The 15,330-nt window shown below is 65.3% G+C and carries 14 protein-coding genes and 1 pseudogene; 8 read left to right on the forward strand and 7 right to left on the reverse strand.

From position 1 onward, the window contains the following. The first annotated feature begins 353 nt into the window (after positions 1-353). The 6 genes and pseudogenes from cls (at position 354) to J2X06_RS01250 (ending at position 4,606) form a co-directional block, all read left to right on the forward strand. Complete coding sequence (cls, locus tag J2X06_RS01225) at positions 354-1,769, forward strand: cardiolipin synthase (RefSeq protein WP_310057221.1); 1,416 nt, start codon at positions 354-356, stop codon at positions 1,767-1,769. A 99-nt stretch (positions 1,770-1,868) separates the two neighbouring features. Continuing rightward, positions 1,869-2,978, forward strand: coding sequence for an NAD(P)-dependent alcohol dehydrogenase (locus tag J2X06_RS01230; protein ID WP_310057224.1), 1,110 nt, complete (start codon positions 1,869-1,871; stop codon positions 2,976-2,978). A gap of 190 nt (positions 2,979-3,168) precedes the next feature. Next, positions 3,169-3,303: pseudogene (locus tag J2X06_RS01235) on the forward strand (glycine zipper 2TM domain-containing protein); the annotation flags it as partial. Further along, entirely contained in the window at positions 3,289-3,552 is a 264-nt protein-coding gene (locus J2X06_RS01240; protein ID WP_310061131.1) for an RT0821/Lpp0805 family surface protein, read from the forward strand. The pseudogene J2X06_RS01235 and the gene J2X06_RS01240, both read left to right, overlap by 15 nt. 17 nt (positions 3,553-3,569) lie before the next feature. Beyond that, on the forward strand, positions 3,570-3,944 hold the full coding sequence (locus J2X06_RS01245; RefSeq protein WP_310057226.1) for a hypothetical protein: 375 nt from the start codon (positions 3,570-3,572) through the stop codon (positions 3,942-3,944). Between the two features lie 233 nt (positions 3,945-4,177). Next, positions 4,178-4,606, forward strand: coding sequence for a hypothetical protein (locus J2X06_RS01250; protein ID WP_310057228.1), 429 nt, complete (start codon positions 4,178-4,180; stop codon positions 4,604-4,606). A 24-nt stretch (positions 4,607-4,630) separates the two neighbouring features. On the opposite strand, the gene J2X06_RS01255 is transcribed toward J2X06_RS01250, so the two are convergent. From J2X06_RS01255 to acs, 6 genes are all read right to left on the reverse strand, one after another. Next, positions 4,631-5,575, reverse strand: coding sequence for a formylglycine-generating enzyme family protein (locus J2X06_RS01255; protein ID WP_310057232.1), 945 nt, complete (start codon positions 5,573-5,575; stop codon positions 4,631-4,633). Positions 5,576-5,658: 83 nt separating this feature from the next. After that, positions 5,659-6,588 carry an HAD family hydrolase gene (locus J2X06_RS01260; RefSeq protein WP_310057234.1) on the reverse strand — a complete coding sequence of 310 codons (930 nt, stop codon included), beginning with the start codon at positions 6,586-6,588 and terminating at the stop codon, positions 5,659-5,661. 111 nt (positions 6,589-6,699) lie between these two features. Then, the gene (locus tag J2X06_RS01265) at positions 6,700-8,280 is read right to left on the reverse strand and encodes an arylsulfatase (RefSeq protein WP_310057237.1); all 1,581 of its coding nucleotides are present in this window, start codon (positions 8,278-8,280) and stop codon (positions 6,700-6,702) included. 119 nt (positions 8,281-8,399) lie between these two features. Continuing rightward, the gene (locus J2X06_RS01270) at positions 8,400-9,095 is read right to left on the reverse strand and encodes a YidH family protein (protein ID WP_310057239.1); all 696 of its coding nucleotides are present in this window, start codon (positions 9,093-9,095) and stop codon (positions 8,400-8,402) included. 530 nt (positions 9,096-9,625) lie between these two features. Next, positions 9,626-10,636, reverse strand: a complete 1,011-nt coding sequence (locus J2X06_RS01275; protein ID WP_310057241.1) for an alpha/beta fold hydrolase — start codon at positions 10,634-10,636, stop codon at positions 9,626-9,628. 117 nt (positions 10,637-10,753) lie between these two features. Continuing rightward, positions 10,754-12,706 carry an acetate--CoA ligase gene (gene acs / locus J2X06_RS01280; RefSeq protein ID WP_310057244.1) on the reverse strand — a complete coding sequence of 651 codons (1,953 nt, stop codon included), beginning with the start codon at positions 12,704-12,706 and terminating at the stop codon, positions 10,754-10,756. A 361-nt stretch (positions 12,707-13,067) separates the two neighbouring features. Here acs and J2X06_RS01285 point away from each other — a divergent pair, with 361 nt between their 5' ends. Together J2X06_RS01285 and J2X06_RS01290 are read left to right on the forward strand one after the other, a co-directional pair. Beyond that, the gene (locus tag J2X06_RS01285) at positions 13,068-13,199 is read left to right on the forward strand and encodes a hypothetical protein (RefSeq protein ID WP_310057247.1); all 132 of its coding nucleotides are present in this window, start codon (positions 13,068-13,070) and stop codon (positions 13,197-13,199) included. 14 nt (positions 13,200-13,213) lie between these two features. Next, on the forward strand, positions 13,214-14,872 hold the full coding sequence (locus J2X06_RS01290) for an MFS transporter (protein ID WP_310057250.1): 1,659 nt from the start codon (positions 13,214-13,216) through the stop codon (positions 14,870-14,872). 109 nt (positions 14,873-14,981) lie between these two features. Here the strand turns inward: J2X06_RS01290 and J2X06_RS01295 are convergent, their stop codons facing one another. Continuing rightward, on the reverse strand, positions 14,982-15,305 hold the full coding sequence (locus tag J2X06_RS01295) for a hypothetical protein (protein ID WP_310061133.1): 324 nt from the start codon (positions 15,303-15,305) through the stop codon (positions 14,982-14,984). Between the last annotated feature and the right edge of the window lie 25 nt (positions 15,306-15,330).

A 15,330-nucleotide genomic window follows, 5' to 3' on the forward strand; every position in this document is an offset into this window, starting at 1 on the left:
CGGCGGATGTCCATGGCCAGCAAACGGTAGCTCTCGGTCAGTTCGGACTTCATCTGCCGGCGCCAGCTGAGCCCATTGCGAGAAGCCGTGGATGAAGAGGATGGGGCGCCCGCTGGCGTTGCCGGTCTCGACGACGTTGAGCCCGATACCTCCCCCGCCTTCAATTCGGTGACCTTTCATGATGAGCCTCCCGATGCGCCGGGCCGCCGTCTTGCCGGTACTCGGCGACAGGAGACTAGCAACGACGAAAGAGCGCGCATGTCCAGGGGAAGCTATGCCGGCGTGAAATCCGCCAGCGGGCCAAGGCCGATGCCTTCACCCGCCCGCAATGCCCCGACCGGCCCAATGCGCCGATGTTCGACCTGAATCCGGGCTACTGGCTGTTCCTGCTCGACTGGCTGATCCGCCTGGCGGCGCTGGTCTGGATCCCCGTGCGCAGCCCACCGGCCGCCGCGCGCAGCTGGCTGCTGCTGGTCGGCTTCGTGCCGTTGCTGGGTCTGCCGCTGTATCTCGTGCTGGGACATCCCTGGCTGGCGCACGAGCGACGGATGCGGCAGGCACGCGCGTCGCAGGTGATCCTCAAGCACCAGTCCGGGCGCGCGCTGCTGCGTTGGTCGCCGGGCGAAAGCGACGAGACCGCGGGCGACATCGCGCAACTGACCGAACGCGTCGGCGACTTCATGCCGCTGGGCGGCAACGCCATCGAATTGCTCGACCGCTATGAGGCCTCGATCGAGTCGCTGCTGCGCGACATCGAATCGGCCAGGCAGGAGCTGCACCTGCTGTATTACCTGATGCACGACGACGAGGTCGGCCGTGCCGTGGCCGAAGCGCTGCGCCGCGCCGCCACGCGTGGCGTGCGTTGTCGCGTGCTGCTGGACGCGGTGGGCGCCAAGCCCGGGCTGCGAGCGTGGGCCCACCCGTTGCGCGCCGCGGGCGTCGACGTGCGGGCGATGCTGGCTGGCGGGCTGGCCTGGCGCAAGCTCTCGCGCATGGATCTGCGCAATCACCGCAAGCTGGCGGTGATCGACGGGCGGGTCGGTTACATCGGCTCGCAGAACCTCGCCGGTCCTGCGTTCGTGCCCGGGCATCCGAACCACGAGCTGGTCGCGCGCGTGCAGGGGCCGGTGGTGCGGCAGCTGGCGGCCCTGTTCGCCAGCGACTGGCTGATCGAGACCGGCGAATTGCTCGACGTGGCCGACGGCGAAACCGTGGTCGGCACGTCTCCGGCACAGGTGCTGCCAAGCGGACCGGCGTATCCGTTCCAGAACGCGCGCGACGTCGTGATCGCGCTGGTGCAGCGAGCGCGGCATCGCGTGGTGCTGGTCACGCCGTACTTCGTTCCCGACGACGCCACGCTCAGCACGTTGCGGATTGCCGCCCTGGCTGGCGTCGACGTGCTGCTGGTGCTCTCGGCCAGCAGCAACAGGCCGCTCACGCATTGGGCGCAACAGGCCTACTACGAGGAGCTGCTGCGCAGCGGTGTGCGTGTCGCGCTGTATCGGCCGCGTTTCCTGCACGCCAAGCACCTCAGCGTCGATGACGACATCGCGCTGGTGGGCTCGATCAACCTCGACATCCGCTCCTTCGCCCTCAATGCCGAAGCCGGCCTGCTGTGTTACGACGCGGCGGTGGTGGCGCGCTTGCGCGAGATCGAGGCCAGCTACCTCGCCCACGCCGATTTGCTTGATATCGGCCAGTGGCGACGCCGCCCGCGCTGGCATCGCAGCCGCGAGGGCATTGCCCGGTTGGCGGACTCGCTGATGTAGCCACTTTCCCGGCGCTTTGCCGGTCACAGGCGCTTAACTTTTCCGGTGCCATCGTCCGCGCACATCCATTCAGGCCGATGCGGCCGCGGGCGCCGAACGATGAGGCTCAAACGAGTCGTTGGCTGGGGTCTGCTCGCACTATCCCTGGCACTGGTGGCCGCGGGGCTCATCGCGTACTGGACTTCCAGCAACCCCTGCTACGACGGCAGCGCCGTTGCGCCCCGTCATCCGATGAAAGCGTTCGTCTATTGCGACTACGGCCAGGCCGATGTCCTCAAGCTCGAGGACGTCGAGAAGCCGGCGCCGGCAGCCGATGAAGTCCTGGTGAAAGTCCGCGCGGCGGCGGTCAATCCGCTCGACTGGCATTACATGCGCGGCACACCGTATTTCATGCGCATGCAGACCGGCCTGCGCAGACCCAAGGTCATTCGACTGGGTGTCGATTTCGCCGGAACGGTGGAGGCGACGGGAAGCGACGTAACTCAGTTCAAGCCGGGCGACGCGGTATTCGGCGGCAAGACCGGGGCATTCGCCCAGTACGTCGTCGTCCGCCAGGACCGAGTGGTATCCAAGCCTGACAACCTGTCGTTCGAGCAGGCGGCGTCGGTTCCGATCGCGGCGATCACGGCATTGCAGTCGCTGCGCGACAGGGGCAAGGTCCAGCCCGGGCAGAAGGTGCTGATCAACGGCGCTTCCGGCGGCGTGGGGACGTTTGCGGTGCAGATCGCCAAGTCACTTGGCGCGCAGGTCACCGGCGTGTGCAGCACCCGGAACGTGGACCTGGTCCGCTCGCTCGGCGCGGACCAGGTGATCGACTACAAGAAGCAGGATTACACCGTCGCAGACCAGCGCTACGACGTGATCGTGGACAACGTCGGCAACCGATCGCTGTCGGAGAATCGCCGCGTACTGGCCGAGAACGGCAAGTACATCCTGGTCGGAGGCGGAGGGCCGGACGACCATCGCTGGATCGGGCCCATGGGCCGCGTGGCACATGCATACGCGGCGTCGACGTTTGGCAGCCAGGAACTGGGCATGTTCCTGGCGCAGATGAAGAAAGAAGACCTGGTGGTCCTGCGCGACCTGCTCGCCGCGGGAAAGGTGAAGCCGGTGATCGACAGGCGCTACGACTTCAGCGATCTGCCCGTGGCCATCCGCTACCTGGAGGAAGGGCATGCGCGCGGCAAAGTGGTGATTGCGGTGGAGTAAGGCGTCCCGGCAGCAGGATTTTCGAAGGGTCACGCCGATTTAACGGCCAGACCGGAAGATGACTGGGACAACCCGAGCCCTTGCGAAGGGAGTAGCAGCGATGAAAAAGATCATCGTCGTGGTGGCCACCACGGTCGCCCTGGCGGGATGCGCCAGCGATCCGGGAACCCGCGAAACCCAGAAGCAGTCCGGCTCCGTGGTCGCCGGCGCAGTAGTGGGCGGCCTGGTCGGCAACATGTTCGGCGGGGGCACGGGCCGCGTATTGATGACGGCGGCCGGCGCCGTGGCCGGCGGTTTCATCGGCGACCACATCTACAAGAAGCACGCCAAATCCGAATACGAAAAGGACGCCGCGCAACGCGCCCTCAACAATGGCGCGTCGGGCCAGAAGGTGACCTGGTCGGATCCGCGCACGCACGAGTCCGGTTACTTCGTCGCGCTCAACACCAAGAAGATGAGCGACGGGCGCGTCTGCCGCGACTTCCGGCGGGGCTTGAGCGTCGGCGGCCAATCAGTCGATGAGACGACCGGCACCGCCTGCAAGAAATCCAATGGGCAGTGGGACGCGGGCTGACAGCGAGGAGTGCCACCATGATCAAGCTTCCACTGAGCATCGTTCTCGCGCTGGCCATCGCCTCCCCTGCGGCGGCGCAAGTCGCGGCCGATCCGGCGCCGGATCGCTTCAACGCCGCCGACACCAATGACGACGGCAAGGTCGATCGCCAGGAGTACGACGGCTTCGTGCAGGAGTTGGCGCTGCTGCACGACACCGATCGCGACGGCAAACTCTCGCGCAGCGAAGTCGCATCGGCTCCCGATCCGAGCAAGTTCGACACGATCGACGCCAACGGCGATGGTTTCTTGATGGTCGAAGAGCTCGACGCCTACACGGCGAACGATTTCGACGCAATGGATGCCAACGACGACGGCGCCATTGATCGCGCCGAGGCCGCGCAACGAGAGTGATCCGCCGGCGGCCGCGGATGCGGCCGATGGCGCTTCCACCCACTCATACGCCGACCCGGCTGCCGTGAGCGTGCCGGGCCGCAGGCGTGAGCGCTGAATGCTCGATCCGTCGCGATGGAGCGCTGGATCGGGCCGTCCCCCTTCGGACACTGCCCGCGAACTGCGCATTTGTCCGTTGTCTGGCCCCGCCGGCGTTGCCTGAAGCACGTGCTACACGTCTCCGGGGAACTGCCATGATCCGCACCACCGCCCGCTTTACCGCCTTGCTGCTCAGTCTGAGCGTCGCTGCTCCGGCCCTGTGCGCCGACAGCAATCTTCCGGACACCGCGTCCACCCGTTTCGATTTCCTCGACGTGAACCGCGACGGTGTGCTGAGCAAATACGAATATGACAGCGACGTCGCGTTCGAGACGATGGACGTCGACGACGATGCGCGCCTGTCGGCTGCGGAACTGCAGGAGATCCTGGGCGCGATCGGGCAGGGCTCGCCGACCGCGGCGGACCGCATCGTGGTCGCCGATCTGGACGGCGATGGCGCACTGGATGATGCCGAACTGCGCCGCGCTTTGGAGATGAAGTTCTCCTGGCTCGATCGCAACAGCGACGGCAACCTGGACCTGGAAGAAATGAAGGCAGGCTTCGGCGTCCGCACACGCCCGTAGCCGCGTAGCACGCGGCCCGCAACGTCAGCCAGACGTCGCGGTGTCGCGGACGATGCAGCGGAAACCCAGGTGACAGGTCGACGTATCGATCGGCTGCGCCATGCGCGCGGCCGGCCGGTAGCGCCGGCAGTAATTGGGCGCGCACAGATGCGAGCCGCCCTTCATTACCCGGCGGGGAATCTTCACTTGTGGGTTGCGCGGATCGTGGCTTTGCTCGGCGATACCGCCGCGCGGATTTTGCAGGGTGCAGCAGGCGTGCTGCTGGATGCGCGAGTGCTCCTGGTAGAAGTCGGTGGTCCACTCCCAGACATTGCCGGCCATGTCGTACAGGCCGAAGCCGTTGGGTTCGAAAGAGCCGACCGGCGCGACCTGGAGATATCCGTCTTCCTCCAGGTTCTGCCACGGGAATTCGCCCTGCCAGGTGTTGGCCATGTATCGGCCGCCCGGCGTGAACTCATCGCCCCAGCAGAACTCCGCGCCGTCCAGACCGCCACGCGCGGCGAACTCCCACTCGGCCTCGGTCGGCAGCGACTTGCCGGCCCACTGCGAGTAAGCCAGCGCATCCTCGAAGGCGACGTGCACGACCGGGTAGTCGTCCTTGCCTTCAATCGAGGACTGCGGCCCGTAGGGGTGACGCCAGTCGGCGCCCGGCACGTACGACCACCAGTTGAAGTGGTTGCGCAGGTCCACGGGGCCGGGTGGCTGCAGGAACACCACCGACGACGGCGCCAGCAGGGCCGGATCCGCGCCGGGATAGTCGGCAGGATCGGCCGGCCGCTCCGCCAACGTCACATAACCCGTGGCGGCGACGAAGCGTGCGAACTGCGAGTTGGTGACGCTATGCGTATCGATCCAGAACCCGTCCACCGCCACTTTGTGAGCGGGCGCCTCCTCGGGGTAGTGATGGTCCGAGCCCATCAGGAAGCTGCCGCCGGGAATCCTCACCATGTTCTCGAACGAAACGCTCAAAGGCCGCTCCCAAGTTGGTTCCGTGCAAGTGGTTCGATGCAGGCAGATCGACGCGGTTGGTTCGAAGACCGCAGGCGCGGCGATCAGTCCGCAAACACCTGCTTCCAGTCGTTCTTCATGCTCACGATGCCGATGCCATATTCGGCGGCATTGTCCAGGCCCTCGATCAGCGCGCTGAGCTTGAAATCGCGATCGTAGGCGAATTCGCGATCCGCATCATCATGATGCAGATACCAGGCCATGCGCGGGCCGGCGCCAGCCAGCGTGTAGCGCAACATCGCCAGGTCACCGTCGGAATTGCCAAAAGCGAAGATCGGCCGGCGCCCGATGTGGAGCGCGATGTTGACAACCTTTTCCTCGCGGTCGTCGAAGCTGCCCAGCTCCGGCAGCTTGCGCAGCACCGGATGGCCGTCGACGGTTTCGACCTTCATGCGGGTGCTCGAGCCGATCACCTGCTCGGGCGGTATGTCGTATAGCTCCTGCGCGACCGCGCGCACAAACTCGACGCCACCGCCGGTCACGATGTAGGTCTTGAAGCCGTGCACCCGCAGGTAGGTCAGCAACTCGCACTGCGGCAGGTACGCGCCCTGCACGAACAGGTAGTCCAGCGACGGATGCCGGGCCTCGTCCAGCCACTGCGCGGCGGTCTGGCGGAACTCGTCCACGGTCATGCCGGCATGCGTGGCGAATGCCGGCTCGAAAACCTCCTTCTTGGGCAGCGACGCCAGTGTCTTCAGGTCGCCGTCCAGCATGGCCTTGAACGCCGGCTTTTCGAGCAGCGCAGGGTCCTGCTCGGCCAGGCGCCTGACCTGCGCCAGCGCGAAGAACACCTGCACCTGCATCGGATACTCGCACCACAGCGTGCCGTCGTTGTCGAAGACGGCGATACGCTCGTCCGGTGCGACATAGTCGGCGCTGCCCTCGCGCGTCACGCGCTCGACGAAGTCGACGATCGCGGACTTCGCCGGGCCGTCGTTCCAGCATTCCAGGCATTCGGATGTCTTGTCGGTCACTGCGCTGCCTCAGGCGTGTGGCTGGGTGCTTCGCTTCCGTACGAAGCAATAACTCGTCCCGCGCGTCCCGTGCGGGCGGCGCATCCGCGCCGCCCGGGCCACGGTCGGGTGTCAGCTTGCGCCGGCCGGCACTTCCGCCATCTTCTTCAGCGCGTCGTCGATGGTGAAACTGCCGGGTCTCTGGACCGGCGGGAACTCCTCGAAGGTTTCAGCGAACTTTGCCGCTGCCACCTGCGCGGCGTACAGGAAATACATGTTGTACATGAGCCACTCATAGTAGGTATTCGATGTGGCGTCGGCGCGCTCCCAGGGGTCCGTGCGCAGGTTGAAGATCTTCGGCAGGCGCAATCGCGTGAACGGTTCCGCCCACACCTGCAGGGTGCCCTTGCATCGCTGTTCTATGAACACCAGCTTCCAGTTGTCGTAGCGGATGGCCAGTACGTCGCCGTCGTCGCTGAAGTAGAAGAAGAGCTTGCGCGGCCCCTCCTTGGTTTCGCCGGTCAGGTAGGGCAGGAAGTTGAACCCGTCGATGTGGTTCTTGAACTTCTTTCCGTTGACGGTCGTGCCCTTCTTCAGTCGCTCCGGTGCGTCTGCGTCGCCGGTCATGGCCAGGAACGTCGGCAGCCAGTCGTGGTGCTGCACGATCTCGTTGGAAATCGATCCCGCGTCGATGTGCCCCGGCCAGCGCACCAGCATCGGCACGCGGAACGCGCCCTCCCAGTTGGTGTTCTTCTCGCTGCGGAACGGGGTCATCGCACCGTCCGGCCAGGTGTTCATGTGCGGCCCGTTGTCGGACGAGTACATCACGAAGGTGTCCTCGGTGATGCCCAGTTCGTCCAGCAGGTCCAGCATCTGTCCCACGTTCTTGTCGTGGTCGATCATGGTGTCGTGGTACGGCGACTGCCAGCGGCCCGCCTGCCCCAGGCTTTCCTTCTTGGTGTGCGTGAAGCAGTGCATGTGGGTCGTGTTGAGCCACACGAAGAAGGGCTTGTCCGCCTTGTGCTGGCGCTTGATGAAATCCGTGGCGGCGGCGACGAACTCGTCATCGCAGGTTTCCATGCGTTTCTTGGTCAGCGGGCCGGTGTCCTCGATCTTCTGCTTGCCGACGCGTCCCCAGCGCTCTTCCTTGGTCGGATCATCCTTGTCGGTGGCCCAGCAGTGCAGCACGCCGCGCGGCCCGAACATCTCGCGGAACTTCGGGTCCTTGGGGTAGTTGGCCATCTCCGGCTCTTCCTCGGCGTTGAGGTGGTACAGGTTGCCGAAGAACTCGTCGAAGCCGTGGACCGTGGGCAGGAACTTGTTGAGATCGCCCAGGTGGTTCTTGCCGAACTGGCCCGTGGCGTAGCCGCGATCCTTGAGCAGGTCGGCGGTGGTCACTGTTTCCGGCTGCAGGCCTTGCGGCGCAGCCGGTATCCCGACCTTGGACAGGCCAGTGCGGTAGACACTCTGTCCGGTGATGAACGACGAGCGTCCCGCCGTGCACGATTGCTCGCCGTAAGAGTCGGTGAACATCATGCCTTCCCTGGCCAGGCGGTCGATGTTGGGCGTCTTGTAGCCCATTACTCCGTGCGAATAGCAGCTCAGGTTGGAGATGCCGATGTCGTCGCCCCAGATCACCAGGATGTTGGGCGGCTTCTTGCCTGCCTTGGCTTTTCCCGATGGTGCGTCCTTCGCCTTCTTTGCTGTTGCCATGTGCATCTCCTTACGTTGCTCGGTGGGGGCTTGCGCGGGTGCAACACGTTGATGAACTGAACTGAACTGAACTGGCCGGGCAGAGGGAAGATGTCCGGGTTGGGCATCCGGATGCGGGGCTATCCCAGGGTGTTGAGGTTGAAGACCATGCTGGCCACGGCCGCCAGACCCAGCAGCCACAGCAGGCTCGCGGTGATCAAAGTCAGCGAGATCGGATAGGGACTTTTGCCGTGGATCAGTCCGTCGCGGGTCATGGCCCCGCGCTCGGCACGCAGGCTTCTCATGAACACGACGTGATAGGCGATGCCCAACGTCAACATGACGATGCCCAGCGCAACCAGCGCAATGCCGAAGTTGCGCGGTGCATGGCTGGTTTCGGTCATCAACTTGGACGACTGCAGGTGAAGGAAGAACTGGAAGATGGTGAAGCCGAAGCCGATCAGAGACAGCGCCGTGCGCATGATCGACATCAGGGTGCGGTCGGCGCTCATGCGCGTGCGCTGGAACGACATGCCGGTCCGGCGCATCGACATTTCGGTGCGGTCTGTCGACAGGTCGGTGCGGAACTCGGACAGGTCGGTGCGGTATTCCGACAGTTGCGTGCGGTGTTCCGACAGGCCGGTACGGTGATTGGACAGGCCGGTCCGGTAAGCCGAGTACTCGACCGAGGCCACGTCTGCATTCGACTTGTCGACCTGCGGGATCGGCGGGACGGAAGCCTCCTCCACGTGCGAGGGCCGGGGCATCGGCGCTGTCGACGAGTCCCGCAGGCGTTCCGGTCGGGTCGGTGTGGTTCTGCGTTTGATGTCGGTCATGGATCGAATCCCGCTTTTCAATGACAGCCCGCCCACGGTCGCGTAGCCGCGCCGCACCAGATCAAGCAGGGGTTGAAGGCCGGCGCAGAGACTGCGAACACAGGCGCACGCTCACGGTCATCGCCTCGTGCGAGGATCGGCACGCCATCGGTCCGTCGGGCCGTCGGTTGCAGAGGTGACGCAGTACATCCGGCACACAATCCATCAGGCGTCCCCCGTCACGACTCGCTTGGCGCAGGCAATGCTGGCGCCGCAGAAAACACGTGATCTCATCCGGCCCGAGATGGACGCAGCTGGATTGACATGGAGCACAAGCACCGCTTGGGGCGGAACCGAATGCTGCAGTCACAAACGTATATTTGACGTGACGGAATCGGGCGGTCGGCGTCGCCCATGGCGAAAGTAACGTGGGCGCGATACGCCACGTCACGACTTCCGCGTGCGATCAAAAAAACGCCAGAGTGGGCGCCTTGCGCCGCCTCGTATTCATCCTGGCGAGCGACCGCGTCGACGGCCGCTCACTGGTGCGATCAATGTGTGGAGATCACGTCCGTTATCGCATCGACCACGGTAGCGGGCTTGTCGATCTGGATGTCGTGCGAGGCGCCCCTGACGAGGACGCGCTTGCCTTGACCGGAGGTTTTCACCAGGGCCTTATGCGTGGCTTCCTGCGCCGGTTGCAAGGCGTCGCGGATCTGCGGCGGCGCCTCGGCATAGGCATCGACGGCCGTCAGCACGACCACGGGTTTGCCGTGCTTCTCGCCGGGATCGACCGCGTCGTCGAATAAGGTGGCCTTGGCCTCCGATCCCGTGATCACCGTCTGCCAGAATTCCGGCCGTGACTTGGATGCGCGCACCGCGGCATTGAGCTTGTCGCTGAAGAGCGGGTTGGGACCGCGCAGGCACTGTTTCAGCTCGGGCGGCGGATCGACGAGGCGACCGTCCCGCGCGCCCTGTTCGCATTGCCGATAGGCGGCCAGCACCTGCGGCAGCATCTCGGTTTCCTGCTTCTGGTATTGCGCCGAGAACTTGCCCACCTGCTGCGGCGGCGGATCGATGAGCACCAGGCCGGCCACGTCGTCCGGATAGCGCTGGTCATAGCGCCGGGCGATGTTGCTGCCCAGCGAATGGCCGACGATCACCATCGGCAACGACAGTTGCGCCGCGTGCACCAGCGCATGCAGGTCGGCGGTCTCGGCCTCGACGCTGCGGGGCAGCGGACCGCCATCGCTGAAACCGTATCCGGCGCGGTCGTACGAACAGACCCGCAGCTGCGCGGCCAGCAGCGGCTGCACACGCGCCCAGGCCATCGAATCGCCGCCGAAGCCGGCTTCCAGCAACACGGTGCGCGTGGGCGACTGCGGGCCGCTGCAACGCAGGTTGAGTCGGCGACCGCCGCCGATCTCGACCAGGCGCGCGGGCTCCGCATAGATATCGAGGGTCAGGTCCGGCTTAGGCGGTGCAGATGAGTCCGCGGCGATCACGGAAGCCGGTATCGCCACACACAGCGCCAGCACGCAGGTTCGCAATGGTCGTTTCATCACCGGACAATCCCTGTGCAGTAAGGAAGCGCGATGGTGCGCGACCCGCGGCCAAAAGTCATCGGCTGTCGCGTGAAGAATTCGTTGCGTGAAGAGTCAGTCGATATCTTCCAGCCGTCACTTGCCAAGACGATCGTTGACCAGGCTTTCCACCACCGACGGATCGGCCAGCGTCGAGGTATCGCCGAGCTGGTCCGGTGCGTTCTCGGCGATCTTGCGCAGGATGCGGCGCATGATCTTGCCCGAGCGCGTCTTCGGAAGGCCCGGCGCCCACTGCAGGTGGTCGGGCGTCGCGATCGGGCCGATCTCGTTGCGCACATGCGCGACCAGTTCCTTCAGCAGCGCGTCGCTGGGAGCCTCACCGGCGATCAGCGTGACGTAGGCGTAGATGCCCTGGCCCTTGATGTCGTGCGGGAAGCCGACCACCGCCGCCTCGGCGACCTTGGGATGCGAGACCAGCGCACTCTCCACTTCCGCCGTGCCGATGCGATGGCCGCTGACGTTGATGACGTCGTCGACGCGGCCGGTGATCCAGTAATAGCCATCGGCATCGCGGCGGCAGCCGTCCCCGGTGAAGTACATGCCCGGATAGGTCCTGAAGTAGGTGTCGATGAAACGCGGGTGGTCGCCGTAGACGGTGCGCATCTGACCGGGCCAGGAGTCGAGCAGCACCAGGTTGCCCTCGGCTTCGCCGTCGAGCAGCGTGCCGTTGGCATCGACCAGCGCCGGCTGCACGCCGAAGAACGGCTTGGTGGCCGAGCCGGGCTTGAGATCGATCGCGCCGGCCAGCGGGGTGATCAGGATGCCGCCGGTCTCGGTTTGCCACCACGTGTCGACGATCGGGCAGCGGCTGTCGCCGACCACCTCGTAATACCAGCGCCAGGCTTCCGGATTGATCGGCTCGCCGACGGTGCCGAGCAGGCGCAGCGACTTGCGCGAAGTGCGCTGCACCGGCTCGTCGCCGTCGCGCATCAGCGCACGGATCGCGGTCGGCGCGGTGTAGAAAACGGTCACCTGGTGGCGGTCGATCACGTCCCAGAACCGCGACACGTTCGGGTAGTTGGGCACGCCCTCGAACACCACCGCGGTGCTGCCATTGGCGAGCGGGCCGTAGACGATGTAGCTGTGCCCGGTGACCCAGCCCACGTCGGCGGTGCACCAGTAGATGTCGTCCTCGCGGATGTCGAACACCACCTCGTGGGTATAGCTGGCGTAGGTCAGGTAGCCGCCGGTGGTGTGCAGCACGCCCTTGGGCTTGCCGGTGCTGCCGGAGGTGTAGAGGATGAAGAGCGGGTCCTCGGCATTCATGCGCTCGGGCTCGCATTGCGTCGGCTGGCTGTCGACCACCGCGTCGTACCAGCGGTCGCGCGGCATCTGCATGTCGACCGCGGCGCCGGTATGGCGAACCACCAGCACGGTTTCGACCGTGTTCGTTCCGGGCATCCTCAGCGCGGCATCGACGTTGGCCTTGAGCCCGATCCTTTTGCCGCCACGCAGGCCTTCGTCGGAGGTGATGATCAGCTTGCTGGTGCAGTCGGCCACGCGGTCGGCGATCGACTGTGGGGCGAACCCGCCGAACACCACCGAATGGATGGCGCCGACGCGGGCGCAGGCCAGCATCGCCACCACTGCCTCGGGAATCATCGGCAGGTAGATGGTGACGCGGTCGCCCTTGCGCACGCCGAGCGAGCGCAGGGCGTTGGCCAGCTTGCACACGCGCGCGTGCAGCTCGCGGTAGGTGATGTGCTCGGCGGGCTTGGACGGGTCGTCATGCTCGAAGATCAGCGCGGTCTTGTCGCCGCGCTGGTCCAGGTGGCGATCCAGGCAGTTGACGCTGGCGTTGAGCTCGCCGTCCTCGTACCAGCGGATGTGGAAGTCCTCCAGCTGGTAGCTCACGTCCTTGATCTTCGTCGGCTTTTTGAACCAGTCCAGGCGTTGCCCGATACGGCCCCAGAACGCATCCGGCTGCGCCACCGACTCGGCGTACAACCGCTCGTACGCCTCGCGCGTGACCCGCGCCTGGGCGGCGAAGTCCGCATCGATCGGATAGACGGTGGCGGGGTGGGTCATGGCGTGCTCCGGGCTGCGCTGGTTCGTGGGCGGCCGCGTGATGGCCGGCCAGCAAATTGTGCCGCATCCACCCTCGCCATCGCCGCTGGCGGCTATAGACGATAGCCGCAAAAGCGGTGCGTGAGCATGAAGGGCCGGAGCACGCCATTACCCGCAAAGGCGGGAGTCCAGCGCCTTTGATTTCAACGGCACGCTGCCGCTCCCCACCTGCGCGGGAATAACCTCAGCACCGGCTCCGGGCCCGAGCGCCTGAGCGCCTCGAGCGAGTTCAACCTGGGCAAGAACGACGACATCCGCTATATGCTCACCGGGGGGCGGTGGCATTTGGCCGCTATATCGGTCGGCGCTCAACAACGACGCCGTGCTGGACACCAACGGGGATCTGGAGAACATCGATTTGATCAGCGGATTCGTCGGCTGGCGCCACGTGTTCAAGCCAAGGCTGCGCGGCAACCTCGATCGCCTGCAGACGCGCATCAAATACAGTTCCTGAGGACTACGACGATCATGTCCACCATCACCGCCAATGCTCGCAACGCGGCGCTCACCCAGGGCCACAAGAAGGTCATCCTCGCGTCCAGCCTGGGCACCGTGTTCGAGTGGTACGACTTCTACCTGTACGGCTCGCTCGCGGCGATCATCGCCAAGCAGTTCTTCAGCGGCGTCAACGAGACAACCGGTTTCATCTTCGCACTGCTGGCCTTCGCCGCCGGCTTCTTCGTGCGTCCTTTCGGCGCGGCGTTCTTCGGCAGCCTCGGCGACAGGATCGGGCGCAAGTACACCTTCCTCGTCACCATTGTGATCATGGGGCTGTCGACGTTCCTGGTCGGCGTGCTGCCCAACTACGCCAGCATCGGGATGGCAGCGCCCGTCATCCTGATCGCATTGCGGCTGCTGCAGGGCCTGGCCTTGGGCGGTGAGTACGGCGGGGCGGCGACGTACGTGGCCGAGCATGCGCCGCAGGGCAAGCGCGGCCTGTACACCAGCTTCATACAGATCACCGCGACGGCGGGCCTGTTCCTGTCGCTGCTGGTGATCCTCGGCTGCCGCCTGTACCTGGGCACCGACCGCTTCGAGGCCTGGGGTTGGCGCATCCCGTTCCTGGTGTCGATCGTCCTGCTGGGCGTATCGGTGTGGATCCGCATGCAGCTCAACGAGTCGCCGCTGTTCCAGCAGATGAAGGACGAAGGCAAGACAGCCAAGGCTCCGTTCCGCGAAAGCCTGTTCTCAAGCAACGGCAAGCTGATGCTGCTGGCGCTGTTGGGCGCGACCGCCGGCCAGGCGGTGGTGTGGTACGGAGGCCAGTTCTACTCGCTGTTCTTCCTCACCCAGACGCTGAAGCTCGACGGCACCACCGCGAACCTGCTGGTGGCCGGCGCATTGCTGCTGGCAACACCGTTCTTCGTGGTGTTCGGCGCGTTGTCGGACAAGATCGGCCGCAAGAAGATCGTCATGGCCGGTTGCCTGCTGGCCGCATTGACCTACTTTCCGATCTTCAAGGGACTGACCCACTACGCCAACCCTGCCGTGGAGGAAGCGCGGGCCAACGCACCGGCCGTGGTGCATGCCGATCCGGCCACCTGTTCGTTCCAGTTCGACCCGATCGGCAAGAAGGTCTTCACCAACTCCTGCGACATCGCCGCGGCGGCGCTCGCCAAGGCCGGTATTCCTTATGAAGTGCAGGCCAGTCCCGCCGGTTCGATGGCCAAGGTATCCATCGGTGGCACCGAAGTATCGGTCTATGAGGGCGCCGGGCTGAGCAAGGTCGAAAGCAAGGCGCACGCCGATGCATTCGGCAATGAGCTCAAGGGCGCGCTTACCGCCGCCGGGTATCCGGAGAAGGCGGACCCGGCGCGCATCAACAAGCCGATGGTGCTGGCGCTGCTGTGGCTGCTGGTGATGTACGTGACGATGGTCTACGGCCCGATCGCGGCGTGGCTGGTGGAACTGTTCCCGACGCGCATCCGCTACACCTCGATGTCGCTGCCCTACCACATCGGCAACGGCTGGTTCGGCGGCTTCCTGCCGACGATCTCCTTTGCCCTCGTCGCCGCCACCGGCAACATGTACTACGGGCTGTGGTACCCGATCGCCATCGCGCTGATGACCTTCGTGATCGGCTCGCTGTTCCTGCGCGAGACCAAGGACGTGGACATCCGCGACTGATCCATCTCACGGTTGCGATTGCAACGGCAACGCCGGCCTTGCGTCGGCGTTGTGGTTTTTGCGCAATCAAGCGTAGGGCGGACGACGACGAAGTGACGCGATAAAGTCGTTACTGCGGCGGAGCCGCCAACTCCCCCGCGTCGAGGAACCCATCGCGGTTGCGGTCCTGGCGGCCAAACGTGGACGCCAGCTTCTCGCGATGCTCGACCAGGCTGACAGGATTGCCCCGCCCGCCCGGCAGTTCGGCGGTGGTGAGCACGCCATCGCCATCCAGGTCCATGCGCATGAACGCGTAGCTCATCCAATCCTGGTATTCGACCAGCGCGACGCGGCCGTCGTGGTCGCTGTCCATGCGCGAGAGGTAATCGCCGGTGGCGCTCACCTGTGCAGTCGCGACCGCGGAGTGAGCAAACACAAGCGCGACGAGCAGCATTGGCGAACGCACGCCCAAAGGAAAA

The organism is Lysobacter niastensis (genome assembly GCF_031457115.1).
GTDB classification, from domain to species: domain Bacteria; phylum Pseudomonadota; class Gammaproteobacteria; order Xanthomonadales; family Xanthomonadaceae; genus Lysobacter_J; species Lysobacter_J niastensis_A.

Bases quoted from the DNA above. Each gene is read 5' to 3' on its own strand.
- cls (WP_310057221.1), top strand. From the start codon at position 354: ATGTTCGACCTGAATCCGGGCTACTGGCTGTTCCTGCTCGACTGGCTG.
- J2X06_RS01230 (WP_310057224.1), top strand. From the start codon at position 1,869: ATGAGGCTCAAACGAGTCGTTGGCTGGGGTCTGCTCGCACTATCCCTG.
- J2X06_RS01295 (WP_310061133.1), bottom strand. From the start codon at position 15,305: ATGCTGCTCGTCGCGCTTGTGTTTGCTCACTCCGCGGTCGCGACTGCA.
- J2X06_RS01275 (WP_310057241.1), bottom strand. From the start codon at position 10,636: ATGAAACGACCATTGCGAACCTGCGTGCTGGCGCTGTGTGTGGCGATA.
- J2X06_RS01265 (WP_310057237.1), bottom strand. From the start codon at position 8,280: ATGGCAACAGCAAAGAAGGCGAAGGACGCACCATCGGGAAAAGCCAAG.
- J2X06_RS01250 (WP_310057228.1), top strand. From the start codon at position 4,178: ATGATCCGCACCACCGCCCGCTTTACCGCCTTGCTGCTCAGTCTGAGC.
- J2X06_RS01290 (WP_310057250.1), top strand. From the start codon at position 13,214: ATGTCCACCATCACCGCCAATGCTCGCAACGCGGCGCTCACCCAGGGC.
- J2X06_RS01245 (WP_310057226.1), top strand. From the start codon at position 3,570: ATGATCAAGCTTCCACTGAGCATCGTTCTCGCGCTGGCCATCGCCTCC.
- acs (WP_310057244.1), bottom strand. From the start codon at position 12,706: ATGACCCACCCCGCCACCGTCTATCCGATCGATGCGGACTTCGCCGCC.
- J2X06_RS01270 (WP_310057239.1), bottom strand. From the start codon at position 9,095: ATGACCGACATCAAACGCAGAACCACACCGACCCGACCGGAACGCCTG.